Source organism: uncultured Desulfovibrio sp., assembly GCF_944324505.1.
Classification (GTDB): Bacteria; Desulfobacterota; Desulfovibrionia; order Desulfovibrionales; family Desulfovibrionaceae; genus Desulfovibrio.
In genome coordinates, this window is sequence record NZ_CALUWO010000006.1 from 30,868 (window position 1) to 54,685 (window position 23,818).

Annotated in this window: 21 protein-coding genes and 1 tRNA gene; 12 read left to right on the forward strand and 10 right to left on the reverse strand. The window is 60.3% G+C overall.

Annotation, left to right across the window (positions count from 1 at the left end):
- The first annotated feature begins 116 nt into the window (after nucleotides 1-116).
- From Q0J57_RS07450 to Q0J57_RS07470, 5 genes are all read left to right on the forward strand, one after another.
- Nucleotides 117-872 carry an ATP-binding cassette domain-containing protein gene (locus Q0J57_RS07450; protein ID WP_297218837.1) on the forward strand — a complete coding sequence of 252 codons (756 nt, stop codon included), beginning with the start codon at nucleotides 117-119 and terminating at the stop codon, nucleotides 870-872.
- Complete coding sequence (locus tag Q0J57_RS07455; protein WP_297218838.1) at nucleotides 872-2,140, forward strand: FtsX-like permease family protein; 1,269 nt, start codon at nucleotides 872-874, stop codon at nucleotides 2,138-2,140. The genes Q0J57_RS07450 and Q0J57_RS07455 overlap by 1 nt, the downstream gene beginning before the upstream one ends.
- Entirely contained in the window at nucleotides 2,130-3,815 is a 1,686-nt protein-coding gene (locus Q0J57_RS07460) for an SUMF1/EgtB/PvdO family nonheme iron enzyme (RefSeq protein ID WP_297218840.1), read from the forward strand. Before Q0J57_RS07455 ends, Q0J57_RS07460 begins: the two co-directional genes overlap by 11 nt.
- A 95-nt stretch (nucleotides 3,816-3,910) precedes the next feature.
- Nucleotides 3,911-4,801 carry an NAD(P)-dependent oxidoreductase gene (locus Q0J57_RS07465; RefSeq protein WP_297218842.1) on the forward strand — a complete coding sequence of 297 codons (891 nt, stop codon included), beginning with the start codon at nucleotides 3,911-3,913 and terminating at the stop codon, nucleotides 4,799-4,801.
- A gap of 112 nt (nucleotides 4,802-4,913) precedes the next feature.
- Nucleotides 4,914-4,990: transfer RNA gene (locus Q0J57_RS07470), tRNA-Glu, on the forward strand.
- Between the two features lie 826 nt (nucleotides 4,991-5,816).
- Here Q0J57_RS07470 and Q0J57_RS07475 read toward each other — a convergent pair.
- Together Q0J57_RS07475 and Q0J57_RS07480 are read right to left on the reverse strand one after the other, a co-directional pair.
- The gene (locus Q0J57_RS07475) at nucleotides 5,817-6,341 is read right to left on the reverse strand and encodes a hypothetical protein (RefSeq protein WP_297218844.1); all 525 of its coding nucleotides are present in this window, start codon (nucleotides 6,339-6,341) and stop codon (nucleotides 5,817-5,819) included.
- 270 nt (nucleotides 6,342-6,611) lie between these two features.
- Nucleotides 6,612-6,818 (reverse strand): hypothetical protein, encoded by a 207-nt coding sequence (locus tag Q0J57_RS07480; RefSeq protein ID WP_297218846.1) that lies wholly within the window; start codon nucleotides 6,816-6,818, stop codon nucleotides 6,612-6,614.
- A gap of 1,002 nt (nucleotides 6,819-7,820) precedes the next feature.
- On the opposite strand from Q0J57_RS07480, the gene Q0J57_RS07485 reads away from it, so the two are divergent.
- The 3 genes from Q0J57_RS07485 to Q0J57_RS07495 all read left to right on the forward strand — a co-directional run bounded on the left by Q0J57_RS07485 (nucleotide 7,821) and on the right by Q0J57_RS07495 (nucleotide 10,746).
- Nucleotides 7,821-8,741 carry a hypothetical protein gene (locus Q0J57_RS07485; protein WP_297218849.1) on the forward strand — a complete coding sequence of 307 codons (921 nt, stop codon included), beginning with the start codon at nucleotides 7,821-7,823 and terminating at the stop codon, nucleotides 8,739-8,741.
- Nucleotides 8,742-8,754: 13 nt separating this feature from the next.
- Nucleotides 8,755-9,072: a ParB N-terminal domain-containing protein gene (locus Q0J57_RS07490; protein WP_297218851.1), complete on the forward strand. Its 318-nt coding sequence runs from the start codon at nucleotides 8,755-8,757 to the stop codon at nucleotides 9,070-9,072.
- A gap of 1,377 nt (nucleotides 9,073-10,449) precedes the next feature.
- The gene (locus Q0J57_RS07495) at nucleotides 10,450-10,746 is read left to right on the forward strand and encodes a ParB N-terminal domain-containing protein (protein ID WP_297218853.1); all 297 of its coding nucleotides are present in this window, start codon (nucleotides 10,450-10,452) and stop codon (nucleotides 10,744-10,746) included.
- An 812-nt stretch (nucleotides 10,747-11,558) separates the two neighbouring features.
- On the opposite strand, the gene Q0J57_RS07500 is transcribed toward Q0J57_RS07495, so the two are convergent.
- Nucleotides 11,559-12,650 (reverse strand): alpha/beta hydrolase, encoded by a 1,092-nt coding sequence (locus tag Q0J57_RS07500; RefSeq protein WP_297218855.1) that lies wholly within the window; start codon nucleotides 12,648-12,650, stop codon nucleotides 11,559-11,561.
- 498 nt (nucleotides 12,651-13,148) lie between these two features.
- Between Q0J57_RS07500 and Q0J57_RS07505 the strand changes: the two genes are divergently transcribed.
- The 4 genes from Q0J57_RS07505 (at nucleotide 13,149) to Q0J57_RS07520 (ending at nucleotide 18,702) form a co-directional block, all read left to right on the forward strand.
- Entirely contained in the window at nucleotides 13,149-13,604 is a 456-nt protein-coding gene (locus Q0J57_RS07505; RefSeq protein ID WP_297218857.1) for a type III secretion system chaperone, read from the forward strand.
- A gap of 12 nt (nucleotides 13,605-13,616) precedes the next feature.
- Nucleotides 13,617-15,827 carry an inositol phosphate phosphatase SopB gene (locus tag Q0J57_RS07510; protein WP_297218859.1) on the forward strand — a complete coding sequence of 737 codons (2,211 nt, stop codon included), beginning with the start codon at nucleotides 13,617-13,619 and terminating at the stop codon, nucleotides 15,825-15,827.
- An 84-nt stretch (nucleotides 15,828-15,911) separates the two neighbouring features.
- Nucleotides 15,912-17,588: a bifunctional metallophosphatase/5'-nucleotidase gene (locus Q0J57_RS07515; RefSeq protein ID WP_297218861.1), complete on the forward strand. Its 1,677-nt coding sequence runs from the start codon at nucleotides 15,912-15,914 to the stop codon at nucleotides 17,586-17,588.
- Nucleotides 17,589-17,715: 127 nt separating this feature from the next.
- Nucleotides 17,716-18,702 carry a DUF1848 domain-containing protein gene (locus Q0J57_RS07520; RefSeq protein WP_297218863.1) on the forward strand — a complete coding sequence of 329 codons (987 nt, stop codon included), beginning with the start codon at nucleotides 17,716-17,718 and terminating at the stop codon, nucleotides 18,700-18,702.
- 244 nt (nucleotides 18,703-18,946) lie between these two features.
- On the opposite strand, the gene Q0J57_RS07525 is transcribed toward Q0J57_RS07520, so the two are convergent.
- From Q0J57_RS07525 to Q0J57_RS07555, 7 genes are all read right to left on the reverse strand, one after another.
- Nucleotides 18,947-19,756: a lytic transglycosylase domain-containing protein gene (locus tag Q0J57_RS07525; protein ID WP_297218865.1), complete on the reverse strand. Its 810-nt coding sequence runs from the start codon at nucleotides 19,754-19,756 to the stop codon at nucleotides 18,947-18,949.
- On the reverse strand, nucleotides 19,750-20,205 hold the full coding sequence (locus Q0J57_RS07530; protein ID WP_297218867.1) for an ATP-binding protein: 456 nt from the start codon (nucleotides 20,203-20,205) through the stop codon (nucleotides 19,750-19,752). Before Q0J57_RS07530 ends, Q0J57_RS07525 begins: the two co-directional genes overlap by 7 nt.
- A gap of 19 nt (nucleotides 20,206-20,224) precedes the next feature.
- Nucleotides 20,225-20,563: an STAS domain-containing protein gene (locus Q0J57_RS07535; RefSeq protein ID WP_297218869.1), complete on the reverse strand. Its 339-nt coding sequence runs from the start codon at nucleotides 20,561-20,563 to the stop codon at nucleotides 20,225-20,227.
- Nucleotides 20,564-20,579: 16 nt separating this feature from the next.
- Complete coding sequence (gene sctR / locus Q0J57_RS07540; protein ID WP_363315471.1) at nucleotides 20,580-21,230, reverse strand: type III secretion system export apparatus subunit SctR; 651 nt, start codon at nucleotides 21,228-21,230, stop codon at nucleotides 20,580-20,582.
- Nucleotides 21,217-22,482, reverse strand: a complete 1,266-nt coding sequence (gene sctQ, locus Q0J57_RS07545) for a type III secretion system cytoplasmic ring protein SctQ (protein WP_297218873.1) — start codon at nucleotides 22,480-22,482, stop codon at nucleotides 21,217-21,219. The genes sctR and sctQ overlap by 14 nt, the downstream gene beginning before the upstream one ends.
- A 106-nt stretch (nucleotides 22,483-22,588) precedes the next feature.
- Nucleotides 22,589-23,230, reverse strand: a complete 642-nt coding sequence (locus tag Q0J57_RS07550; RefSeq protein WP_297218876.1) for a hypothetical protein — start codon at nucleotides 23,228-23,230, stop codon at nucleotides 22,589-22,591.
- A 62-nt stretch (nucleotides 23,231-23,292) separates the two neighbouring features.
- Nucleotides 23,293-23,784 (reverse strand): YscO family type III secretion system apparatus protein, encoded by a 492-nt coding sequence (locus Q0J57_RS07555; protein ID WP_297218878.1) that lies wholly within the window; start codon nucleotides 23,782-23,784, stop codon nucleotides 23,293-23,295.
- Between the last annotated feature and the right edge of the window lie 34 nt (nucleotides 23,785-23,818).

The following is a 23,818-nucleotide window of genomic DNA, read 5'->3' on the forward strand; positions in this document are numbered from 1 at the left end:
GGCGGAGGCCCGCTGCCTGCAGCCGCTGCTTCCGCCCCGCTGCTGTCTTCCGGCACGGACCGTGCCGGGCGTCCCTTAGCCAGAGGCCCGCGTCATACGCGGCCTTCAGGAACAACATGGCCGATACCCTGCTCTATTCCTTGCGCAATGTGGAAAAGGTCCGCCCCGGCAACGACGGCTTCCGGCTTGTGCTGGAAGCCCTGGATGTGGCGCGGGGGGACCTGCTGGCCCTGGTCGGTCCCAGCGGCTGCGGCAAAAGCACGGCCCTGGACCTGCTGGCCGGCATCCTGCGTCCCGACAGCGGCGATCGTTTTCTCTTCCGGCCGCAGGCCGGAGGAAGTCTTTTCAACATCTTGCAGCTGTGGCGCGAACGTCGCACGGATCTGCTGGCCGATCTGCGTCTGCATCACCTGGGCTATGTGCTCCAGGTGGGGGGGCTTCTGCCCTTTCTGACAGCCAGGGACAATATCCTGCTGCCCTGCCAGGCGCTGGGCGATGTGGCCTCCTTTCTGCCCCGCATACGGGATGTGGTGGAGCGTCTGGGCATCGGCCGTCTGCTGCGGCAGTGTCCGGCCACCCTTTCCGTGGGAGAACGGCAGCGGGTGGCCATTGCCCGCGCCCTGGCCAATGGCCCTTCCATCCTGCTGGCCGATGAACCCACGGCGGCGCTGGACCCCCGTCATGCCCGGCTGGTGCTGCATCTCATGGCCGATCTGGCCCGGCAGCAGGGCGTCACGGTCATCATGGTCACCCATGCGCAGGACATGGCGCTGGAGGCCGGCTTCCGGCTGGTCCCGGTTTGTCCGGAAGATGCGCCTGCGTCCGGGGCGGCCGCCTGTTCGCGCATCCTGCATCGCAGGGAGGTGGCCTGATGCGTCTTGCCTTGCAAATTATACGGCTGGCCCTTGGCGACTACCTGCATGAACGCCTGCTTTCCCTGTGTGCCGTGCTGGCGCTGGCCGCTGTGCTGACGCCGCTGCTGATCCTTTTCGGGGTCAAGTACGGGGTTGTCAGCACCCTGACGGAGCGTTTGGAACGGGCGCCGCAGACCCTGGAAATTTCGCCCGTGGGCAGCGGGCACTACACCCGGGACTATCTGGAGCAGCTTTCCCGCCATCCGGCCGTGGCCTTTGTGCTGCCGCGCACCCGTGCCATTGCCGCCACCCTTGATCTGGTGACGGAAGGCGGGCAGCGCTGCACCGTATCCCTGGAGCCGACGGCCGCCGGAGACCCCCTGCTGTTGCGCTATGGCGTGCCTGTGCCCGCCCTGGCCATGGACAGCGGACAGACCTCGGTGGCCGGGGCGCACGTGCTGTGGAGCGGCTGTGTGCTTTCCGCTCCGGTGGCGGAGCGGCTGGGCGTTGCCGTAGGGGATACGCTGGACGGTCGTGTGGAGCGGCGGTTTGCCGGCAGCGTGCAGCGGGCGCATCTTCCCCTGCGTGTTGTTGGCATACTGCCTGTGGCAGCGGAACAGCGCCCCCTGGCCTATGCCCCCCTGCCGCTGGTGGAGGGGGCGGAGGATTTTCGTGACGGCCGTGCGGTTCCCCTGCTGGGCGATGAACGCGGCTGGACCGGCGAGGACCGCCCGGAGGCGCCGCGTACCTACGCCGGCTTCCGCCTCTATGCCCGGACGCTGGAGGATGTCATGCGGCTGCGCGATGCCTTTGCGGCACAGCATATTGACGTGTATACCCAGGCCGAGAGCATCGAACAGATACAGAGCCTTTCCTTTTCGCTGAATCTGATTTTTACCCTCATCGGCAGCGCGGCGGCCGTGGGCTTTCTGGCGTCTACCACCAGCAGCATGCTGGCGGCTGTCAAACGCAAGGAACGCCTGCTGGGCCTGCTGCGCCTCACCGGCTTCAGCACCGGTTCCCTGCTGCTCTTTCCCCTGACCCAGAGCCTGGCAACGGCGCTGCTGGGTACGGCGGTTGCCTGCGGACTGTATGCGGCAACGGCCCGGGGCATTGACGTCCTGTTCGCCTCATCGCTGGCCGGAATGGAGAGTATCTGCCGCCTGCTGCCCGAACACTATGCCCTGGCTCTGGGCCTGGTCTGCGCCCTGTCCCTGGTGGCCGCCCTGGGGCCGGCCCTGCGGGCCAGTCGCATCGAACCTTCGGAGGTTATCCGTGAAATCTGAGTTTTTTCGCCCCATGGCCTCTCTTTGGCTGGCCGGGCTTGCCCTGCTGCTGAGCCTGTATGCCCTGCCCGGCGATGCCCAGGCTGCCCTTGTGCCCAAGGACAGTGTTTCCCTGGAAGCCGCCACCAATCCCCATCCAGACGCTGACGACATCATTCTGCCCATGCCTGGCGGAGTGACCATGGCCTTCAAGCTGGTGGCTGTCCTGGCCAGGGGGCTGCTCTGGGACATGCCCATGCGTCCCGGCCGCGATGACAGCAGCAATATGGAACGCGCCTTCTACGACCGGCGCTACAATGCGGCCCTGTCCGGTCCCTTTTCCAGCGAAGACCTGCCTGCTGCCTGGAAAAATCGTATGCCCAAGGGCAATCACTACTTTTATCTTGTGGCCAAATACGAAGTTTCGCAGTTGCAGTATCGTGCTGTCATGGATGATACGCCGCCGGATACCGCGCATCTGCGCAAGGATGACGCTCGCCCCGTGACCGACATCAGCTGGTATGACGCCGTGGCCTTTACGCAGCGCTATACGGACTGGCTGCTCAAGAATGCGCCCGACAGCCTGCCACACTTCAGCAATGACAACAAAAACGTGGGCTTTGTGCGTCTGCCCACGGAAACGGAATGGGAATACGCGGCCCGCGGGGGGCAGATGGCCGGTGCGCAGCAGCTCAGTCAGGAGGATTTTTTCCCTCTCCCGGCCGGTGCGTCCTATGCCGACTATGCTGTCTACCGGCCAGAAGGCGCCAGCCGCATCGAGGAACGCGCCGCCCGCATCGGTTCCCGCAAGCCCAATCCGCTGGGCCTGTATGATACGGCAGGCAATGTGGCGGAAATGGTGCTGGATGCGTTCCGCTTTTCCATTGCCGGCCGTCTGCACGGCTCAGCTGGCGGCTTTGTGCGCAAGGGCGGATCCTATCTGTCCGGCGAGGCGGAAATCATGCCAGGGCGTCGGGAGGAATATCCCTTCTTCATGCAGGACGGGCCTGCGCATGCGCGGGACCTGGGGTTTCGGCCCGTCATTTCCGGCATCAATACGCCGGGCGGGCACCGTCCTGATACCCTGCTGGCTGAATGGCAGAAAGCCGGCGAAGGTGTCCGCCAGGACCAGAAGGCCGGCCGTAACCCCCTGGAGGAGCTGGATAGCATGCTGGCCCAGGCGCCCAATGACGGCGTCAGGAAAAATCTGCTGGCCCTGCGTGATACCATCAAGGAAAACAATATCATGCAGGAGCGCCAGAAGCAGCTTGAGGCCCTTTCGCTGCTGCGCTCTGGTCTGTATATCATCGAAACCATCCGGAATTATTCCAGCCGCCAGAAGTCCATGGAAAATCAGCTGCCCCTCATGCGGGATGACCTCAAGAAGGCCACCGGCAAGGTCAGGACACGCCTGCAGGACCTGATCAACAAGACCAGCAATGCCCGCGACGAATACGGCGTGGCCATTGAGCGCTCGCTTTCCTTCTATCACAGCAAGCTGGAAGAGGCTGCGGATATTGACCCTGCCCTGTTTGACGAATGCATGCAGCAGCTGGGCAAGGACTTTGTGGGCAATGACATTTTCAATGCCAATATGCGCCGCAACATGGCCATCTTCACCAGTCAGACCCGGAAAGTGCGTGAAGGCAAGGCCGTCAACCGGCGTCGCCTGCTGCAGCAGATACTTGCCAAGTAAGTCTGCACAGGGCATAGAAAATACAACGCAAACCCGGGGATTTTCCCGCACGCTGCCACGGCAGAACCGCTCTGGCAGAAAGAAAGGAGAACGGTATGAGCAAGACATTGCGTGTCGGCTGGATTGGAACGGGCGTCATGGGGCATTCCATGGCCGGGCATATTCTCGCGGCGGGATTTCCGCTGACGGTCTACAGCCGCACGCGGTCCAAGGCCGAGGCGCTGCTGCATGCCGGTGCCCGCTGGGCTGACAGCCCGCTGGAGGTGGCCCGGCATGCCGATGTGGTCTTTTCCATCGTGGGCTATCCCGCTGATGTGGAAGACGTGATGCTGGGAGAACAGGGCGCTCTGGCCGGCCTGGCCGAGGGGGGGATTCTCTGCGACATGACCACATCCAGCCCGGCGCTTGCCCGGCGCATGGCGGAAGAGGCTGCCCGCAAGGGATGCTTTGCCCTGGATGCCCCTGTCACCGGCGGCGACATCGGCGCACGCGAAGCCCGTCTGTCCATCTTTGTGGGGGGGGATGCCGCTGCCTTTGAACGCATTCGCCCCTGCCTTTCCGTTATGGGAACGTCTCTCATGCACTGCGGCGAGGCCGGCAAGGGACAACAGGCCAAGCTGGCTAATCAGATTGCCGTGGCCGGGGTCATGTTCAGCGTCTGCGAATCTCTCCTCTATGCCCGTGAAGCCGGTCTGGCGGTGGACCAATGGCTGGAGCTGGTGGTTCCGGGCGCTGCCGGCAGCACGGCCATGAATACCCTGGGACGCCGTATCCTCACGGAGGATTTTGCGCCTGGCTTCTTTGTGGACCATTTTGTGAAGGACCTTGGCCTCTGCCTTGAGGAATGCCGCCGCATGGGGCTTGTTCTGCCCGGAACAGAGCGTGCCGAGGAATGCTACCGCCTGCTCCAGGCCCAGGGGTGCGGCAAGCTGGGCACCCAGAGCCTTATCTGCCTGCTGGCAAAAATGAGTGGCAAAGCCTGCTGACGCGGCGGCGTGTAACGCCGCTTATGGCTGATGAGGAATTTTTTCTGTCTCTACGGATTTTCTGTTGACACGGCGCGAGGTTTCCCGTAGATATCTCTTCGTCGAGCTGAGCGTCCCCATCGTCTAGCCGGCCCAGGACAACGGCCTTTCACGCCGTCGACAGGGGTTCAAATCCCCTTGGGGACGCCAAAAGAAATCAAGCCCTTGCGAGAAATCGTGAGGGCTTTTTCGTTATGGGGCAAATCTGCCCCACCAGATGCCCCACAGATTTTGGTGTGAGCTGTCAATAAGTTTGCGGCGCTATTGGCAGCAATTTGCGCGCGTATTGGCAGCAGAAAAGCGAAAGTCAAGGCGGGATTTCTCCCGCCTTTTTTCGTTAGTCCGGTTGCCGTTTGAATAAGTTTGCGGCGCTATTGGCAGCAATTTGCGCGTGTATTAGCAGCAGAAAAGTGAAAATCAAGGCGGGATTTCTCCCGTCTTTTTAAGTCCGACTGTCGTTTGGAGTATGCAGAATCGGCATGCGCAGGCGCGTGATCCAGTCCGTTTTCAGGAAGCGGATGGCCACAATGGTGGCTAAGCCAATTTTTAGGTGTTGCGGCAGATGGTCAGAGAGCCACCTTCCTCCAGCAGCATGTCGCGGGCGTCCACATCGCATCCTTGTCTGGAATGCTTCACCGGTCGAAATGCAGAGCCACACCGTACCTAGTGGGGCCGCCGGGGTCGCAGGGCGTTAGTACAGCTTGCTCCACCCTCCGCATCCATGCGGAAGCGAAAGGCCTGCATCAAGGAACTTTCTTTGAGTATGTTGGTCTCCTTGGGGGGGGCGGCCCTGAAAAAAGCAAGTCCCCGCGTCGCTACTCTGGGGCGACACGGGGTTGCAAAAACGGTTGAAGGTGTTCAGCGGTTCAGCGTAGCAAAGGCGTTTTTCGCGCGTCTATGGGCAGTTTATCAGGGAAACTGTCGCAAAAAAGGCGGCCCGAAGGCCGCCCTGCCGGTATGCCGTGCGGTGCTCCCGCTACTTTTTTTCGGCCCAAATGGTGTACACGCCGTCAATGATCACGGCCGTGAACTGGTATCCTTGGGCTGTGAATACGCATTTTTGGCCATCACGTAATGCCGTATTTTCAAAACTGATTGTTTTTTGAAATTGCTGTACCATATTTTTATCCCGGTCAAACTTCGGGATGCACAGTCCAGCCGCTGTCAGTGCGCTGGACGATATATCATTGATGTATTGTGCCAGTCGTCCTTCTTTGCTGGAAATGCGCTCATCACCTTTGACAAAAAACTGTATCTTGGTAATTTTTTCAGATTCGTATTCATATTCTGCAACAAACGTTACGGTTTTGCTAAGTGTAAACATTGTGGAGGTAGGCTTCTGTTCGACAATATGCGGGAGCCAGTCTCCCAGGTTAAGCCTATTATGGTAGTCAAGTGTGTCTTCAATATTGTCCATGGTCAGGCCGTTGATTTGCCCAGCAGCAAAGGCTGTCACTGTCCAGCACATTACCAGGGACAGGGTCAGGAAAAATTTTTTCATATTCTCCTCCAGAAAGTTTCAGGTGAGGCTAGCGAAAATCGGCAAAAAAGAACGTCCTGCAGTGCGCGGGACGCTTGTGCAGGTTACAGCAGGTCTTCCTCTGATGCGATGCTTCCCTTCCCGGCGGCGGCTTTTTGAAAGTAATCCGCACGTTCCGACAGGGCGCTGACGGTTAGCCAGCAGGGCCGGTTTGCAATTGGTCACATAAGGCGGCATTGCAGCGGCGTGCCTGGCCAATACGCCGGGCCAGGTCCTCCAGCAGGGCCTGCCTCAGTTTCCGTGCGCCACGGGCAGGCGCAGGGGCAAGCCGCCGAAGTCCTCCACCAGTTTCAGGAAGGCCGGCAGGCCGATGAGGCGCACAAGGCGCGCACGGTGCGGACAGCCTGGTTTCGTCCAGATGCCGCAGGGACGCCAGACCGTTTTCCGAAGCGCGCATAGTGGCAAAATAGTCCGCCATGCGCAAGGGCTATCAGGCATGATTTTCCTCCTTCTTTTCCCGTTCCTGCTGGCGCACCAGGGTATCACACAGGCTGTCACTGGGCGCGGCTGGCTGTGCGCAGGCAGGCGAGAGGTCTGGCGGCAGATGATGGCATAGGCATGGGGTAGAGACCGCTCCAGCGCAGTACACATGACCAAGATTTTGGCATGCAAGGGGCAGTTTCCGCGGGACGTTGCGCGGGCGGGGCCAGCCCTTTCAGCTGGGGCACTGCAGCGGGCAGCACATACTGCCCGGCAAGGTCTTCCCGAATAGTGCCAATCCGGCATATCTGCTGGACATCCGCGATCAGCAGCGCAACACTTTCTGCATTATTGTCCAGGTTCTCTGGAGTGATCGGGAAGACTGATAGAAAGCTGTTTGTCAGCTGCCAATAAACACGTAGAAAACGCGCGAACGTGCATCATTTTTGCATACGTTCGCGCGTTTTCGTTTTGGTAGTCTTTGCGCAAAAAATTCCTTTATCTTCGCTGTGTTACGTCAAAGTGTAGGCCCAGCTTCCCGCTGTAAATAGTAACGCTCCCCTTGTAGTGCCTCCTGCAAGCGCAGCAGGTGCCGTCGGTTGGCGATGTTCCAAACTAGAGCCAGCGCCAGCCCACCACCCGCGCAGACGGCAAGCAGAACGGTTCCCAGGCGCAGGTCTTCGCCCGCCACGCCACTGCCCTGCCGGACTGGCGATCGGCCTGATGGTGGCAGACCGGATTTGAGGATGGTGTGCACTTGCCGTGGTGGCCGTCCTGTAGAGGCGGCCTTCACGTTGGCAAACGGGCAAGGAAGGGGACAGCATAGACATGCCTCTGCTCTTATGCAGCTTTTCGCATGTCAGGAAATGCTGGCAATACTGGAAAAAATATCTATCTATTTGAATTTATTAATAAATATTTTTTATAAATATGTTGCTATGGCAATAAAAAATTATTATTTATATAAAAAAATAAATATTTAATGCAAACCTACAGCATTGTCCAAATCAGGAGGAATGTATGTCGTGCCAATCTCCTTCCGTCCAAGCTGTCATGCAGAAGACAGCAAAGGCCAAAAGTCAAATCGACGAACTCGAAAATCTTGTAAAAAAACAAGATAAGGCTCACAAGAAATTTTTTTCAGATACGATAAATTCTCATCTTTCCGAAGCAAAAATAAATGATTCGCGGGAAATATATTATGGTTTTGATATAAAAACAGAGTATACGAGTGAGTTTAGCCTTGATAAAATAGCTAGCGTCGTTACTTCTGTAATCAAGGCTGCTGGCAAGGCGATGGATCCTAATGTGAAGCAGCCAGCCACAAGTCCCGATGCCATCGCCGCGTATGTTGACGTTGTTAATGCCGTGGCAGAAGCCGCAAAATCATCTTCTACCGCTGCCGGGTCCTTGTCTTTTTCCATGAACCGGATGAGCCCAGGTTTGTATGGCTTCCTTTACGCATCATCTATGAGCATCAAGAGTGATGATACTTTTGGATCTGAGGCCGTAACAAGTACAATAATATATTATAAATTCATTGAAAGCATAGATGATATTAAAAATGAAGCAAAATATGGCGCGGCACTTATTGACTATAAAAATCTAATGAATATGAAAACGATTCAGGCTGCGCTGACAGATGATCTTGCAGCCGGGAAAATCGATATTGATACATGGACGAAAAAAGATGCTTCATTTGAAAAAGCTATTAAAACAATCGAAGATAGACTTAAAAATGCCGGATGGTATACCGTATCCCTGTATATGACCTCAGGAAATGCCATTGCTACTATGCCCATCGATATTGATGAAAAATCAATATCCGCCCGAAATAAAGAAATCGCCTTGTCTGCCGTACAGCTTCTTTCCCAAAAAGGAAGCCTTTATGAACCTGTAATTCATGTGACAACACGTCGTATAGAGAACGGCTATTTTTAATGGGAGATTGCAGATGTCGCAGATTAACGAGTTGATATCTTTCGATGTAAATAAGCTCTATGAGCATTGGGATCCACATCAAAAACAAGAAAATATATCTTCTGATAAAGTCGCATTCTATAGACATAAAATAGCACATGGAGAAACCCTTAAGCCGATCATTATCGACGGGTTATCTGACGAAACGGATCAAAATGGGATACCTTACATCAGGACTGCAGATGGAAGGCATAGGCTAACAGCATGCCATGAAATGGGCGTGAAGAGTATACAGGCTTTACGTACACCAGTATCTGTCGAGGCCAGCCATCTGCTGGAAATAGTCAATTGACACGACTGATAAAGCCGTTTCTATTAAGGATGGCAGAATAACGGTGCCCTTGCAGGAAGGATATTCCTACAAGGGCACTATGACAAAACTAGTCTCGGCACAGTTCGTTGCTGGCGGCAAGTATTAACAGCCAGGTCCGTTATCTCTTTTTCCCCTTGTCCAGGGACGGCCTGAAAATTGTCCTGCCCGAGCAAACGTGGCACATGGAAAAGCGCTCGCTACATCACCCTTTACCCGCAACGGGGCACTGCGTTTTGCAGCGTGAAGACGACGCATTCCCGGTTTGCAACGAGACTATTCTGCAAGTCGGAATCCTTCAGCTGGATGCGCTGGAACCTTTGCGCGTTCTGTCAATGCGGCATTGTATGATCCGGCCTTTGTTCTAGCTATCAGAAAAAGTGGGACGCAACGAGAGAATCCGGTCGGGAAACTTTTTTATGGGACAAAGCCTTCGCTGGAAGAAAAAGTCTACGCAGACGCTTTTGTGCAGTTTTTTCAGCTTCGGAACACCGCACCACGTGCACAATCCAATGCCTCCAATGGGTATTCCTTCGAAGCATTTGACGCGTCACTCGACACTCGGAGTGCTTAGCTCACCGGGCGGATGCAACCGCCGCTGCCGTTTTTTTTTCGCAGCTGCGTGCTCCGGCCTTGTCCAGCGGTACAGTTGCCATGCTGTATCCCAGAACCACGCAGTGCTCGTACAAGCTGAGGCATTCCGTTATGCCTTACCTCCCGAACCGGCCGGCAGTTGAGCCTCGTGCAGATTTTCTCCTTGTCGCACCGATACGGCACGGATTTCGTTTTCTCTTTCGGGCGTTTGAGCTGCCACACGTTGAGGATGTGCGCCAGCGCTCGGTTCATGGTCTCGCAGTCCCGGTAGTGGCTGGTTTATGGTGGGGGGGATCTGGTCTCGCTGGCGTATCGCATGGTATGTTCATTAGTTGCTGCCACCTTACCGACAACTCCGGCAGTTTTTACCGGCAGTGCCATGGCGCGGTATGGATTCGTATACAGATGCGGTATCGGGAAGCACACCACGCATACCACGCCATGAAAAAAACAATAATCTGTGCCGCACTCAGAAAGATTGGCTGGTAATACCTGGAAAAATGAATGTCTCCACTATGAAAATACCACAATATCCACTGCAGAAGTCTTGAAAAATCCCCGGGAGAAAGGTACATTGCCTTATCAGGATACGGACAAAGCTGTTCGTAACGGAAACAGATACCCGTGATGCAGAGGGCATATCTGCGCAAAAAAGGATGGTGCCACTGCCCCTGTGGAATTTGTGAGGCGGGAGAAATGCCCTGCTGCCATGGGGGCTGCCGCATGACATCGTCTCGAAAACGGCTATTTTATCAAGGAGGCGCAATGATGTCTCAAGCTCAAGCAACGATAACCCTAGACATGCAAAAATTTTATGCGCATTGGGATCCGCAGCAGAAAGAAACCGTGAATCGTGACAAAGTCGATAAATACAAGCTCTATATCGATGCCGGAAAGAGCCTTGATCCCATTGTTATTGATGGTGTCGCTGACGCATATATCAAAATTGCGGATGGGCAACACAGATTGCAGGCTTCGTATGAAAAAGGGAAAAAATATGTTGTTGCGCTCGATACCCCTGGGGCGCGCGAAGCCAAAAAACTTCTGGAAAATCTTGCCTGACATGCCGGCCGACGCTCGAGGCCGTAGCGGCATCCTGTGGGGAGTACGGCGCGCTGTTTCTGCTGGTCAGAAACAGCAACCAGCAGGCAACAGCCGCTGAACTTCCCTGGCCGTCGTGGTCCTCTTTGCGGCTTGGGCAGATGCTTTCTCCGGCGGCGGGTGCGTGCAGGGCCTGCCGCCATTTTCTTTCCGTGTCTGGGCGATGCCATGGAGACGCAGAAGTCCTCTGTACCAAGGGGAGCCGGTATCCTCCTTCGAAAAGTCTGCTCACCCAGGGCAGAAAGGAAGCCGCCAGGGCCTTGTTTCATCCGGTAAAGGGTGGAGCACCTGGGCGAACGCCTCCCCTTCCCTGCTTGATGGGGATATAGTCCATAGCGGGTACGCGCCTCTGCGTTACTGACGATATCAACCACGGGAGAAGACATATCCGGGCAGAGTCGCGTCCATCTGCTGGCAGAATGCCGGGACGGAGCATTGTCACTCCCGCATGCGACAGTTTCCCATCCGCATGGAAAGACAATGCAGCAGACAGCCCTGCCCGCGTGGCCTGTGGCACGGGTGGCAAAAAACGGGCGCGGCTGCACGGTCGGGAACATCCCCCGCCCCTACAGCCTCCACAAACAGATGCGCAAGGGCCGTCCGTTTCCCGACGGAAGCAGCGTGCGGGCAGCCAGGCGAAAGCAGTCAACGCTAAGCGGTTTGCACGGACAGGGCGACAGCGCAGACCGCATGTGATTGTGACACCTTTCCCTGTGCCAGCATATAAATGGCCTGAAAGCGTTCTCGCCCTCAGGCCATTGCGTGACGTGCCGTTACTTCAGATAGGTTCGGAAAAAGGTTTCCATGGTATCCCAGGGAATGATGTCCATCCTGTCATACAGGTCCACATGGCTTGCACCGGGAATAATCAGCAACTGCTTGTTGTCGCCGGTCAGTTTTTTGAAGGCATCCTCGCTGAAATAGCGGGAATGCGCCTTTTCGCCGTGAATGACCAGGACCGCATGGCGTATTTCGGACGAATACTGCAACAGGGGCATGGTCATGAACGACAGGGCCGATGTGGTGTTCCAGCCCGTGCCGCTGTTGAGGCAGCGGGGATGATAGCCGCGCGCCGTCTTGTAATAGGCATAATAATCCTTCACAAACTGCGGCTCATTGCCGGTGAGGGTATCCGGCAGGCCACCGGCAGATGCAATGCTGCCGGAGCGCGCATCCTTTGTGCGCTGTTCGTTCAACTGCGTGCGCAATGCATAACGCGCATCGGCATCCATGGCATCAAAGTAGCCATTGGCAATAACACGGCTCATATCATACATGGTGGATGTGACCGTTGCCTTGATGCGCGTGTCCATGGCGGCCGCATTGAGGCCCATGCCGCCGAAGCCGCAAATGCCGATGATGCCGATGCGCTCTGCGTCCACATCGCTGCGGGTGGTCAGATAATCCACCGCTGCGCAAAAATCTTCCGTATTGATGTCCGGCGATGCCACATGGCGCGGCTCTCCGCCGCTTTCCCCGGTGAATGACGGGTCAAAGGCCAGGGTTACAAAGCCCCGTTCGGCCATGGTCTGGGCATACAGGCCGGAGGCCTGTTCCTTGACAGCACCAAAGGGGCCGCTGACGGCAATGGCCGCCATTCTGCCCGTAGCCTGCACGGGAATATAAAGATCAGCCGCCAGCGTAATGCCATAGCGGTTCCGAAACGTTACCTTCTCATGCGTGACGCGGCTGCTCTGCGGGAAGGTCTTGTCCCATTTCTGTTCAAGATTCATGGTACTATCCTCCTTGGCTGGAGTGTTCTGGGAGGGACCGGCCACAGCCGGCCGGACCTGAACGGACAGGGCAAGCACACTGCCCAGCACCATGCCGAGCAGCCATTGCCAGCGAATACCTGTCTTCTGCATGTACACCTCCGTGATTGTCTGGCAGGAACGGAACCCGCCGGGGGGGGCCTCACCGTGTGCCCAGCATAGACGCCTGAACAGACAGAGCAAATACTTATTGTGCATGCGCTACCATAGCTTTTTTGCATGGTACGACCCCCTGTCCGGCCGGCACCGTGCCCATCCCATAACGCCTGCGCTACCCGCATTGCGGGCTGCGACCAAAGCGGCTATGCTTTGGGTATATGCCTGCCGACTGTCCAGGCGCGCTGCCGGGCCTCCGGCACGGTGTTACGCATTGTCCGCTTGTCCACCACGCGGAGGCGACGGCAGTCCCTGTGCCCGATCCGCTGGCATGGCAGGATAAAGACAACGCTGTTCTGGCACTCTTCTTGCTGATTCCCTGACAGATACCGTCGCGTATGCCAAAAATATTGGCACATTGCCCATGGCGCAGCACATCATAGTCCCGTGCGCACACGCGGGGCAGCCATCCGACAGGCCCCAAAGGAGGATACCGTGATAAGCCGCGAAACCGCCAATGCCCTTCTGGAAGAATTTGCCCGCCAGGAAGAGCTGGAAACGCTTCAGCTTGATGACGATAATACCTGCCTGCTGATTTCAGCAGATGACCATGTGGTGCATCTTCGTTTTGACGAGGCGGAGGGAACCTTTATCGCCTTTGGCAGCATGGGCATGCTGAGCGATGACGGCGAAGTGGCGCAGCGCGAAATGCGGGCGCTGCTGACGGCCAATCTCATGTGGCAGGAAACCATGGGGGCCACCATAACCCTTGCCCCGGAAAGCAATACGGTGCTGTTGCAGCAGATGTGGCTGCCGGAACAGGCCAGCATGGAAAAATTTACGGCCTTTTTGCAGTCCTTTGCCCTGCTGCTTGCCTTCTGGGAAAAACGCTTCCTCACCCTGGGCGAAGAGCTGATGGCAAATGAACAGCCGTTTTATATCACCTTTTAGGAGGGAAGACCTATGCCTGCCATCGTTTCCACGTCATCCCTCAGATCCTTGGCCTTTGTCCGGGATGGCTTTGTGCGTGTTGACCAGCAAAGCGGCACACTCACTGCATCGGGCACCCGGGCGCACTTCTGGCAGCTCCGGCAGCGCCACATGGAAAACGAGGCCAGCAGTAAGGCCGCCAGAATCATCCGTGACAGCGTATGCGCCCATTGCGGCAAGGCCCTGGGCACCAGGCTCTTCAACCAGTATCTCGGCAGCAAAAGCCTGAAGGGCCGGGCCTTTACCGGCGGGCAGGTGGCCAATCTCCTGCGGGCTGCCACAGAAAGGAACCTTGACCTGCTTGTGAGCCGGCATGTGGACAGCGTTGTCGCCAACGGCGCCTTGCGCCAGGAAATCCTGGCGGAACTGGGGCACATCCAGGGCCGGCCGGAGGATTTCATCAATCTGGTGGGGCGAAGCATAGACCTGCTGGAAGGGGATTTCTTCGGGCGGCAGAGCCATGCGGATGCTGCGGAAGAACACATCCTGGTTCACAATGAACTTTCGCGCATGCGCCTTGACCTCATGGCAACCACAGGAACGGACAATCTGCGGGCCTGCGTAGAGGACCTCATGGCGCAGCTGCGCAACATGGTCAGCGTGCTGGCTGTGCAGCAGACCAACAATCCCTTTACCGGCCAGAACGTGAGCATGGCCTTTACCCAGATGTATGAAGCCTATGAACAGGTCATCACGCAGCATCAGCAGGACACTACCCGCGCCCGGCAGCAGGTGACGGATGCGGCATCGCCGCAGGCCCGGCTGCTGGGGGAGAGAAGCGCGGCCCTTGCCGCGCTGCTGGCAAGCGTGCAGGCCGCCAAGGCCAGCCCCCCGGAAATGCAGGGCGTGGGAGCTGGCGACCAGGTTGCGCCCCAGCTGCTGGAACAATTTGTGAAACTGCCCGAAACGCTTGGCCGGAAGCTGCATGACATTCTGCCCGATCTCAAGGCCGGAGAGCTGGCCAAGGCCATCAAGGCCGCCTATGTGCAGGTGCTCAACAGGGGAAACTGGCCAGTCATTGACCGGACCATACAGTATTTTGGCAGTCATGGCGAAAGCGTCATCGCCCGTTCCATCATCACGCCCGCCCGGCATATTGGGAGTATTGGCCCGTCCATGGCGGCAGACGGCATCAATGGCGTGTCCTGCGAAGACCGGGGGCAGCAGCGCCATGCCCTCAATCTTGCCTGCACCTCCCTGGACGTGATGGGGCAGCCACTGTTCTGCGGCATCCGCCACGGCATCAACAGCGCCTATACGATAAAGGACCCTGCGGCGCGCCTGGCGGCCAATGCCGCCCGGGCCAGGGAAATCTTTACCGCAGCCCTGCAAAGCTCGCCGGAGCGGCTGCGTGCCGCCGAACAGGCTGGTCCCGACGATGTCATCGAACTGCCGCTGCTTTCCACCAGTCTGATCACGCCGGACAAACTGCGTGAAGTGGGGGGGCGACATTCGGAACGCACCTATCTTGCCGAGCAATGCGCTTCCTGGAAGGATGCCTGCACGCCTGCCGGCACCTGTCAGGTGGATATTGTCACCAGCAACGGCACCACCAAGACCGTTACCGTGCATCCCACGGTGCTTACCTTCAATTTCGGGGTCAATGCCGGGGCACAGCATTCCCTCATGCAGCTGGGCTGGCACGCCTCGCAGCGCTATAACGAAGAGGCCATGCGCCAGCTGTTCGGCCCCGACGACAGGAGCGGTCTGGTGGGAAATTTTCTGGCACAGCCTGCCATCAGCCAGCAGGTCAGGGATACGGTGAGTACCCTGCGTGACCAGATTCTGGATCTCTGGCATCACGGCACATACCGGCAGTCCGGTCAGGACCCCTACCGCCTGCCTGCCCGTCTGGCCATGCTGGGGCACTTCATGGGCATGATGCCCCTGTTCAACTGCAAGAGCGGCAAGGACCGCACCGGCCAGATGGACGTGGCCTGCAAGACGCTGGCCCTGCAGATGCACGAAAGCGGCGGCGCCGTGCCGGCCCTGGACGCCGACCGTAGCCGCGTGGATCAGCAGATTTTTCATCAGGTGGCCATCAATAGCGGCAACCTTGAAATGCAGCGCCTGAATACCGGCCTGGCCGGTTTCAAGACCTCCCATGTGGCCGGGCTGGATGCCCTCTTTTCTCCGGAAGCACGCGACATGCACCGGGGCCTCAGTCATTATGTGAAGGTCTGAAACAGCAAAAACAGGCGTGTCCGGGCCGGCGCATGCCGCGTAGGCACCGGCTGGCCCGGGCACACCTGTGATGGAGAGATCGCCATGCCTGTTCAGGCATCTGCCGTGTCTGCCCGTCATGCCCTCTGGCGGCGCTGCCTGCATCTGTGTGCCGGCGCGCTGGCCGGCGTTCTGCTTGTGGCCCTGCCTGTGCAGGGGCAGGACCAGCCGCGGCAGGAAGGGACCGGTCTGGAGCTGCGGATTCTGCACGTCAATGATACGCACGCCCATCTGGCAGGGACGGACAGCCGCATGAATGCCTGCCTTGATGCCACAGGCTGTCGTGGCGGCCTGGGCCGCATTGCCGCGGCCATCAGGACGGCTCGGCAGCGTCAGGACAATGTGCTTGCCCTGGATGCCGGAGACCAGTTTCAGGGGACGCTGTTCTACAGCGTCGGCAAATGGCCCGTCATTGCCGCAGTGGATCGTCTGCTGCCCTATGATGCCATGACCCTGGGCAATCATGAATTTGACGAGGGCTGTGCCGCGCTGGCCCAATTTCTGCGGGCACAGCCCCTTACCGTGCTGGCTGCCAATCTGGTGCCGGCACAGGGCTGTCCGCTTGCCGGCAGCCGCATTCTCCCCTTCTGCGTGCGGCGTGTACGCGGCATCAGGGTGGGCATCATCGGGCTGGCCAATGATACGGTGCGGGAACAGGCCGCCGCCTGCCCGCAGACCCGCTTTCTCCCTGCGGTGGAAGCGCTGCGCCGCTGCGTAACCACGCTGCGGGCACAGGGCATCCGGCATATTCTGGTGCTGAGTCATCTGGGACTGGAACGGGACAGGGAACTGGCGCGCAGCGTGGTCGGTGTGGATGTGGTGGTGGGAGGACACAGCCATGCCGTGCTTGGTCCCGGGGCGGAAGACGGACCGTATCCCGTTGTGGAACATGCCCTGGACGGCGCGCCGGTGCTGGTGGTTACCGCAGGCCGGGCAGCCCGCTACCTGGGGGACCTGACTCTTGTCTTTGATGCGGCGGGGGTTCCCGTGGCCTGGACCGGCGGACTTCGAGAGCTGGCACCCGCCCTGCCCCGGGATGTGCAGGTGGAACGGCTGGTGCGTGGCCAGGCCCGCGAGCTGCACCGCTATCGTACCCAGCGGGTGGGACAGCACAGTATTGTCATGGCGGATGGCATGGAAGCCTGCCGCAGGGGCGACTGCTTCAGCGGTCTGCTGACGGCGGATGCCTTTCTGGCATATGGCCGGTCTCTGGGGACCACCCTGGCTCTGGTCAATGGCGGCAGCCTGCGTGCCGCCCTGCCGCCCGGCATGCTTTCGCAGGGGGACCTGCTGGCCCTGCATCCCTTTGCGGGGCAGGTGCATGTCCGGGAATATACGGGCAGCACGCTTTGGGAGGCGCTGGAACATGCCGTTTCCGGTCCCGGCGGAAAGGGGCCGCAGCTGCTCCAGGTAGCGGGCATGCGCTACCGGGCGGATGTCAGCCGCCCTGCGGGACAGCGCCTGCTCGCCGTGGAGCTGGTGAATGCCCGTGGCGAGTCTCGGCCGCTGGACCCTGCGGCCCGCTACCGCGTGGTGCTCACACGTTTTCTGGCCAATGGCGGCGATGGCTTTTTCATGCTGCGTCAGGGCCGCCTGCTGGCTGTCTGCCCCCTGCGTGACCGGGACCTGCTGGAGCGTTACCTTGCCCGCCATTCCCCATTGCAGACGATAAGCACCGGACGTATCCTGCTGGAGGGCATGACGAATCAGGCGGCACCGTAAACGCCCGACCGGGCATGGGCCTGCCCTGTCTGCCCGGGCCTGTGCCATGGTCCGTCTGTTGTGATCGTCTGCCACAGAACGCCGCCCGCCCCTTGCGTGCCCGGCGCGTCTCCCTCAGGAAGCCCGCATGATCGCACAGCCCGACACCATGCCCACACTGGCCCCGCTCATCATTTCCGCCAGCCGGGCCACGGACATTCCCGCCTTTCACGGCACATGGTTCATGGCGCGCTTGCGGGCAGGCTTCTGCCGCTGGCGCAATCCCTTCAACCCCCGCCAGCAACGCCGCATTTCCTTTGAGCGGACCCGCCTTTTTGTGTTCTGGAGCAAGAACCCCGCCCCCTTTCAGCCGCATTTTGCGGAAATTTCGGCCGCGGGACGGCAATTCTACGTCCAGTATACCCTCAATGACTACGAGAAGGAGGGGCTGGAACCCCACCTGCCCGCCCTGCACCGCCGTCTGGACGACTTCCGGCGTCTGGCGGAGCACATTGGCCCGCAGCGCGTCATCTGGCGTGTTGATCCTCTCATTGTGGGAGGCGGCCTGACGCCGGAATGCCTTCTGGACCGGCTGGACCGCCTGGGGCGGGTGCTTTCCCCCTGGACGGAAAAGCTCGTCTTCAGCTTTGTGGACATGTACCGCAAGACAACCGTGGGCCTGCATCGCCTGAATCCTGCCTACCGCGCCCCCACGGAAGCGGAAATGCGGCATCTGGCCGCCGGCATTGCTCACCTGAACAACGGCTGGCCGCACCGGCTGGCGCTGGCCACCTGTGCCGAAGCCCTTGATCTGCGGGACATGGGTATCCACAAAAACGCCTGCATTGATGCCGACCTTATCCGCCGTCTCTGCCCGCAGGATGCCCTCATCCAGCAGGAACTGTCGCCATGCAGGCAGGCAAGCCTGCTGCCCGGCATGGTTCCCGCCCCTGCTCCCCGCCGGGACAGCGGACAGCGCCAGGCCTGCGGCTGCTTTCCCAGCAAGGATATCGGCGCTTACGGAACCTGCCCGCACGGTTGTGTCTATTGCTACGCCAATCCTTCACCATCCGTGGTGCGGCAGGCCATGCAGCGCTGCCGCCATCACCCCGAGACCCGGGAATTCCTGGACTGAACCGGCCGGAAGCGGCGGCAGTATGCGCCCCTCTGGCCGGTTACTCGTGCCAAACCCCTTGCGCTGCCAGGGCGCAGCGTCAGGGGCAGGATGTCGCAGGCATATATTCGCGGCGGGTTGCTTTGTGGCATGCGACGCGATGCCGGAAAAATGGGGAAGCTGTCTGGCACCCCACGGCTGCTTCCGGCAAACGCACCGCACAGCAAACGGCAGCCTTGACGCAGGCGAGATAGCGGGCGTGGGCTTAGGAGCGTGGCGTAGGCGCAGGCGGCAGCGTCCGCTTGTCGTCTGCCGGCAGGCTGCATTTCCAGTAGGCCAGAACTCGGCGCACAAATTCCTGTGTTTCGGCAAAGGGAGGAATGCCTCCGTAGCGTTCCACGCTTTCCGGACCGGCATTATAGGCCGCCAGGGCCAGCTCCACATTGCCGAAGCGCTGGAGCTGGTGCATGAGATACTCGGAACCGGCATAGACATTGGCGCGGGGATCAAAGGGATCGATGAGGCCCAGCTCCTCCTGCGTGCCGGGCATGATCTGCATGGCGCCCTGGGCACCGGCGGGAGACTGGGCTTCATGATTGAAGGAGGATTCTGCCCGGATGACTGCCAGAACCAGCGCCGCGTCCAGGCCGAAGATTTCCTCGGCCTCGCGGGCCAGCGTGCGCCATTCCTCCGGCGCCGGAGCGGCATTGACCTCCTGGGCGGCACGCACGGCGGCAAAGGCCGAGGCCCGCGTGTCTGAAACCGTCGCAGGGGCGCTGTCCGGTGTTACTTCCGGGGCTGCGGCCCCTGCCTCGACGATACGCCGCGGCCGGCCAGGAGCGCCGTGCGGCAGCGAGGCAACCCGCACCATGCGGGGCAGCACTTCCCGCTCCTCATATTCATGGGAAAGAATGCCCGTTCCGGGCACAAGAACTGCCGGCGGCGGGGGTGGCAGGGGCGTTCTGGCCTTTGGCGAACGCCCGCCACAGCCGGCGCACAAAAGCAGCGCCCCCAGCAGCATGACCGGCAGCCAGCCGCGGCGACACCTGCGGGCCGGGTCCGCACGAGTCAGCATGCGGCAGGGGCAAGGCTGAAGTAGAGTTCTATGGTATTGGTGCCGTCCTCGCCGCTGTAGCAGTGGTGGGCGGAAACGTTCTTGACCAGATGTACCCCCAGCCCGCCGATGGGGCGTTCGTCCACGCCCAGCGAGGTATCGGGTGCGGAGGATTCCACAAAGGGATCAAAGGGCCTGCCCCAGTCCCGGATCCAGACGCAGAGAAAGGGGGCGCTGTCCATGCTTACCCGGCGAAAGCCCAGCTCCAGCTGTCCCCAGTGATCGTCTTCCCCGCTCTGGGGCAGACGTTCTCCGGCGTAGGCATAGTTGACCACATTGACCAGCAGTTCTTCCACGGCCAGTTCCACAAAGCCGAGAATACTCTGGTAATCGCCGGCAAGATGGCTGCGTAAAAAATCCATGGCCGGTGCACAGCTCGAAAGATGGGCGGGCAGAAGAATCCGGGCCACAGGGCACCTCCTTGCGGTCTCAGCCGGCCAGGGCCGCCAGGGCCTCCTGCCGGCTGCCGCAGACAGTCAGTATGGCATTGAAACCGGAAATGCGGAACACCTCCGCCGTCATGGGCAGCAGGGAGCAGAAGGCGACCTTGCCGGACACGGACTTGAGGGCCTTCACAAGGCCCAGTATGCCCCGCAGGCCGGCGGAACTGATGTATTCCAGCCGGGCCATGTCAATGAGCAGGCGTGTCTTTCCCTCTGCCAGCAGGGCGCGCGTGGCATTTTCAAACTCTGCTGTGGTTGTGGCATCCATGCGCCCTGCCAGTTCCACGATGGTGGTACCGTCCTGTTCCGTTATGCTGACTTCCATAGAACCTCCGGGGCCGTTACTGATAGCTGAGCAGCAGCCCCTGACTGATTTTCAGCCAGCCGTCCAGCGTCACGAAAAGCAGCAGCTTGAACGGCAGCGAAATGGTCATGGGTGATACCATCATCATGCCCATGGCCAGCAGAATGTTGGAAATGATAAGGTCTATGGCCACGAAAGGCAAATACAGCAGAAAGCCCACCTGAAAGGCCTTGGTCAGCTCCGTGATGGTAAAGGCCGGGATGAGAATGAACATATTGTCGCGCGTGATGCTCTGGCGCTGGTGCTCTGGCCAGATGCGCTGCGCCGTGCCCATGAATTCCTGCAGAATAGCCGGACTGGTGTTTTTTTCCAAAAACTGGCGCAGGGGGGGCGATACGGCCTGCACGGCCTGAATCAGCTCCGTTGGCGCAGGATTGGCGCTGAAGCGCTGCTGTTCCAGCAGGGCCTTGGTATCCATGGCCACGGGCGCCATGATGAAGATGGTCAGGATGATGGCCAGCCCGTTCATGACCATGGCCGGCGGCACCTGCTGCACGCCAAGGGCGTTGCGCACCAGACTGGTGACCACCACAATCTTGACGTAGGAGGTGACCAGCATGAGCAGAAAGGGCGCCAGCCCCAGCAGGGCCAGACCGGCAATGAGATAGAGGGGATTAATCCCGGCCAGTTCCATCCCCGTCCTCCTGCGGCTCCTGTGCCGGAGCATCCGCCGGCTGCTGTGCGGGGGCCGTCTCCGGCGTGTCCGTCGCTTCCGCTGCGGGCGCCGCTCCCGGCTCCCCTGCTCCGTCGGGCTGCATGCGGGTGATCTGCACGCCGGGCATGCCGCCCACATCCACCAGACGCCCCCGGGCCAGCACACGGTCGCCCACGCGAATGTCCACCAGCGGCGACGACGCACTGCCGCCCAGGGCAAAGGTATAGCCCGGCGTCAGGGCTGCCAGTTCATCCAGGCGCAGGTGCAGGCTGCCCAGTTCAAAGACGACGGGCAGTTCCAGGCTGCCGATGGCTGTGGTGTCCCACAGCGGGGCAGCTGCGGCGTCCTGTGCCGTCGTTTCCGGAACCGGAGGCGTTGTCTGTTCATCGCTCATGGTTTCCTCGCTTTCTCGTTGGGCATGCGCTTCGCCGTCCTGGCCGGCATCCGGCCCCAGAATGGTCAGCAGACCGTCCTCCCGACGGCAGACCACGGCCCTGCCCCCGGGCAGCCGCAGGCGCGGCGTTTCCCCTGCCCAGGTTTCCGGCAGCAGGACATCCCCCACGCCCAGATCTGCCGCTTCCGCCACGCTGAGGCGCATGCTGCCCGCTTCCAGCCGGCAGGCAACTTTTTCAGCAGGGCGCGGCGGCACGGTATGCAGGGGCAGCTGTTCCAGCTGTTCCAGCAGCATGCGCGCTGCGGCATCATCAGCCCAGGAGAGGCGCAGGAAAATGGTCTCCCCCTGGGGCAGACGCAGCACAAAGGGCAGCGCACCCTGCCAGGCAATGTCTGCCGACGGCGCTGCCGTGCAGCGGACCTCACAGCCCAGCAGGGCTTCCAGCTGCGCCAGTGCCGGCGTCAGCAGCCGTTCCAGCACGGCAAGGCACAGTTCCTGCGGCAGAAAGACAAAGTCCTGCGCATTCACGGGACGGGCACAGCGCCAGGCGTCCAGTTCCGGGCGCAGGGCAAGGGCCTCCAGCGACGACCAGTCCAGACGCCACAGGGCCTCGCCGCTGCGCAGAAACAGGCTGGCCGCCGGCGCAGCGGGCGCTTCATGCGTCTGCGCGGCTGCCACGCCATTGAGGGACAGCTGGCAGACGGGCGGCGTTTCCGTACCGGCATCCAGCAGCACCTGGCAGGGCAGTGCCCGGCTGCTCAGGGCATTGAGCAGGCGCGCCCGCAACGGGGCAAGGGTGGGCAGCGCAAGGGGAGCTATGGGCGTAGTCATGACATACCTTTTTCAAAATATCCTTCCCATGACGCACGGCATGGGCTGTTGTCCGGCAGAACGCACGCATGGTGCGCGCGTCCCGGCGGAGCCGGGAGCGACGCGATCACGGCTGGTCGGGCATGTACTCCTGACGGCCGCGGGACTGCCGCCGGGCGTCCCCTTCCTGCCCGCCTTCCGTCTGCTGGGAAATTTCCACCCGCACGGTTTCTCCATTGCGTTCCAGCGCATGGCGCAGGGCATCCTGCGCGCCCACAGCCGTTTGAAATGAGGCGGCATCAGCGCAGGAAAGCCGAATGAAAAGCTGACCGTCCTGCGCGCGCGAAAGGCTCAGTTCCGCCCCGGCAAGACTGCCCTGCCCCAGCGTCAGGCGCACTTCGGGAGCACCCCGGCCCGGCTCGGAGACCAGAATGCGCTCCACCAGCTTTTCCACCAGGGCATCCACCTCACCTGTCCGGGCCATGGCGGCATCCGTCTGCACGGTCGGGGGCTGCAATCCCTGCATGCGGCTGCCAAACAGACTGTCCAGAAGTGCCTGTGGCGACGGGCTGCCCGACGCCTGCCGGTCTCCGCCCTCCGAGTCGCCCTGACCGCCCTGATTGCCCTGTTCCCCCGTATTTCGGCGTTCCATGGCCCTGTCAAAGTGTTCACGGTCCGCGTCATCTACATGCTGCTCCGGCGCGGCATGCCCGGATTGCACGCGGGAATCGGCCTCCTGCAAGCGACGAGAGCTGATCTCCATGCCCATAGTCACCTCCTTTCCGCCTGCGGTGGCACATGGTCCCCTGTTGCCCTGTTCCACCGGAGCGTTTACGTATCCTCACCGACCGGGGTCGGCACGGCAAATTCTTCCAGTTCCAGGTCTTCCTGACGCTCTCTTTCCTTTTTGTCTCTCTCCTGCCAGATGTCACGATGGCTTTCTATCTTGGCAGCTTCCCGGCGGGCATGCGCCACGGCCTGCCGGGCATGGTCCACCGCCTGTTCCTGCCGGGCAAGGGCCTGCCGGGCTTCCGTCACGGCCTGCACCCGTTGCGCTTCGGCCTCGCCCAGCGCTGCCAGCGAGGCCCGGAAGTCCGCCAGTTCATCGGGAGAAAGGCGCTTTCCCCAGATGCGCGCATAGCGTCGCTCCTCTTCCTCGGGACGCCAGCGCTGGAAGCGTTCCAGCTCTTCCTGGCAGCGGGCCACGTCCTCGCGCGCCTGTACCAGCAGGCGTTCCGCCACGCGCAGAGCGTTTCGGGCAGCGTCCTCGCGGTAGTGGCGCACGGAAAGCAGCGCCTGCAATGGATAGGTGGATACGGCCACCCTGCCCTCCCCCGGTGCCGTGCCACAGGCCGCC

Excerpts from the sequence above, each read along its gene's own strand:
- Q0J57_RS07525 (WP_297218865.1), bottom strand. The coding sequence starts at position 19,756 with ATGCTGACTCGTGCGGACCCGGCCCGCAGGTGTCGCCGCGGCTGGCTG.
- Q0J57_RS07455 (WP_297218838.1), top strand. The coding sequence starts at position 872 with ATGCGTCTTGCCTTGCAAATTATACGGCTGGCCCTTGGCGACTACCTG.
- Q0J57_RS07535 (WP_297218869.1), bottom strand. The coding sequence starts at position 20,563 with ATGGAAGTCAGCATAACGGAACAGGACGGTACCACCATCGTGGAACTG.
- sctQ (WP_297218873.1), bottom strand. The coding sequence starts at position 22,482 with ATGACTACGCCCATAGCTCCCCTTGCGCTGCCCACCCTTGCCCCGTTG.
- Q0J57_RS07490 (WP_297218851.1), top strand. The coding sequence starts at position 8,755 with ATGTCGCAGATTAACGAGTTGATATCTTTCGATGTAAATAAGCTCTAT.
- Q0J57_RS07550 (WP_297218876.1), bottom strand. The coding sequence starts at position 23,230 with ATGGGCATGGAGATCAGCTCTCGTCGCTTGCAGGAGGCCGATTCCCGC.
- Q0J57_RS07485 (WP_297218849.1), top strand. The coding sequence starts at position 7,821 with ATGTCGTGCCAATCTCCTTCCGTCCAAGCTGTCATGCAGAAGACAGCA.
- Q0J57_RS07510 (WP_297218859.1), top strand. The coding sequence starts at position 13,617 with ATGCCTGCCATCGTTTCCACGTCATCCCTCAGATCCTTGGCCTTTGTC.
- Q0J57_RS07515 (WP_297218861.1), top strand. The coding sequence starts at position 15,912 with ATGCCTGTTCAGGCATCTGCCGTGTCTGCCCGTCATGCCCTCTGGCGG.
- Q0J57_RS07480 (WP_297218846.1), bottom strand. The coding sequence starts at position 6,818 with ATGCCTGATAGCCCTTGCGCATGGCGGACTATTTTGCCACTATGCGCG.
- Q0J57_RS07500 (WP_297218855.1), bottom strand. The coding sequence starts at position 12,650 with ATGCAGAAGACAGGTATTCGCTGGCAATGGCTGCTCGGCATGGTGCTG.
- Q0J57_RS07465 (WP_297218842.1), top strand. The coding sequence starts at position 3,911 with ATGAGCAAGACATTGCGTGTCGGCTGGATTGGAACGGGCGTCATGGGG.
- Q0J57_RS07520 (WP_297218863.1), top strand. The coding sequence starts at position 17,716 with ATGATCGCACAGCCCGACACCATGCCCACACTGGCCCCGCTCATCATT.
- Q0J57_RS07495 (WP_297218853.1), top strand. The coding sequence starts at position 10,450 with ATGATGTCTCAAGCTCAAGCAACGATAACCCTAGACATGCAAAAATTT.
- Q0J57_RS07450 (WP_297218837.1), top strand. The coding sequence starts at position 117 with ATGGCCGATACCCTGCTCTATTCCTTGCGCAATGTGGAAAAGGTCCGC.
- Q0J57_RS07475 (WP_297218844.1), bottom strand. The coding sequence starts at position 6,341 with ATGAAAAAATTTTTCCTGACCCTGTCCCTGGTAATGTGCTGGACAGTG.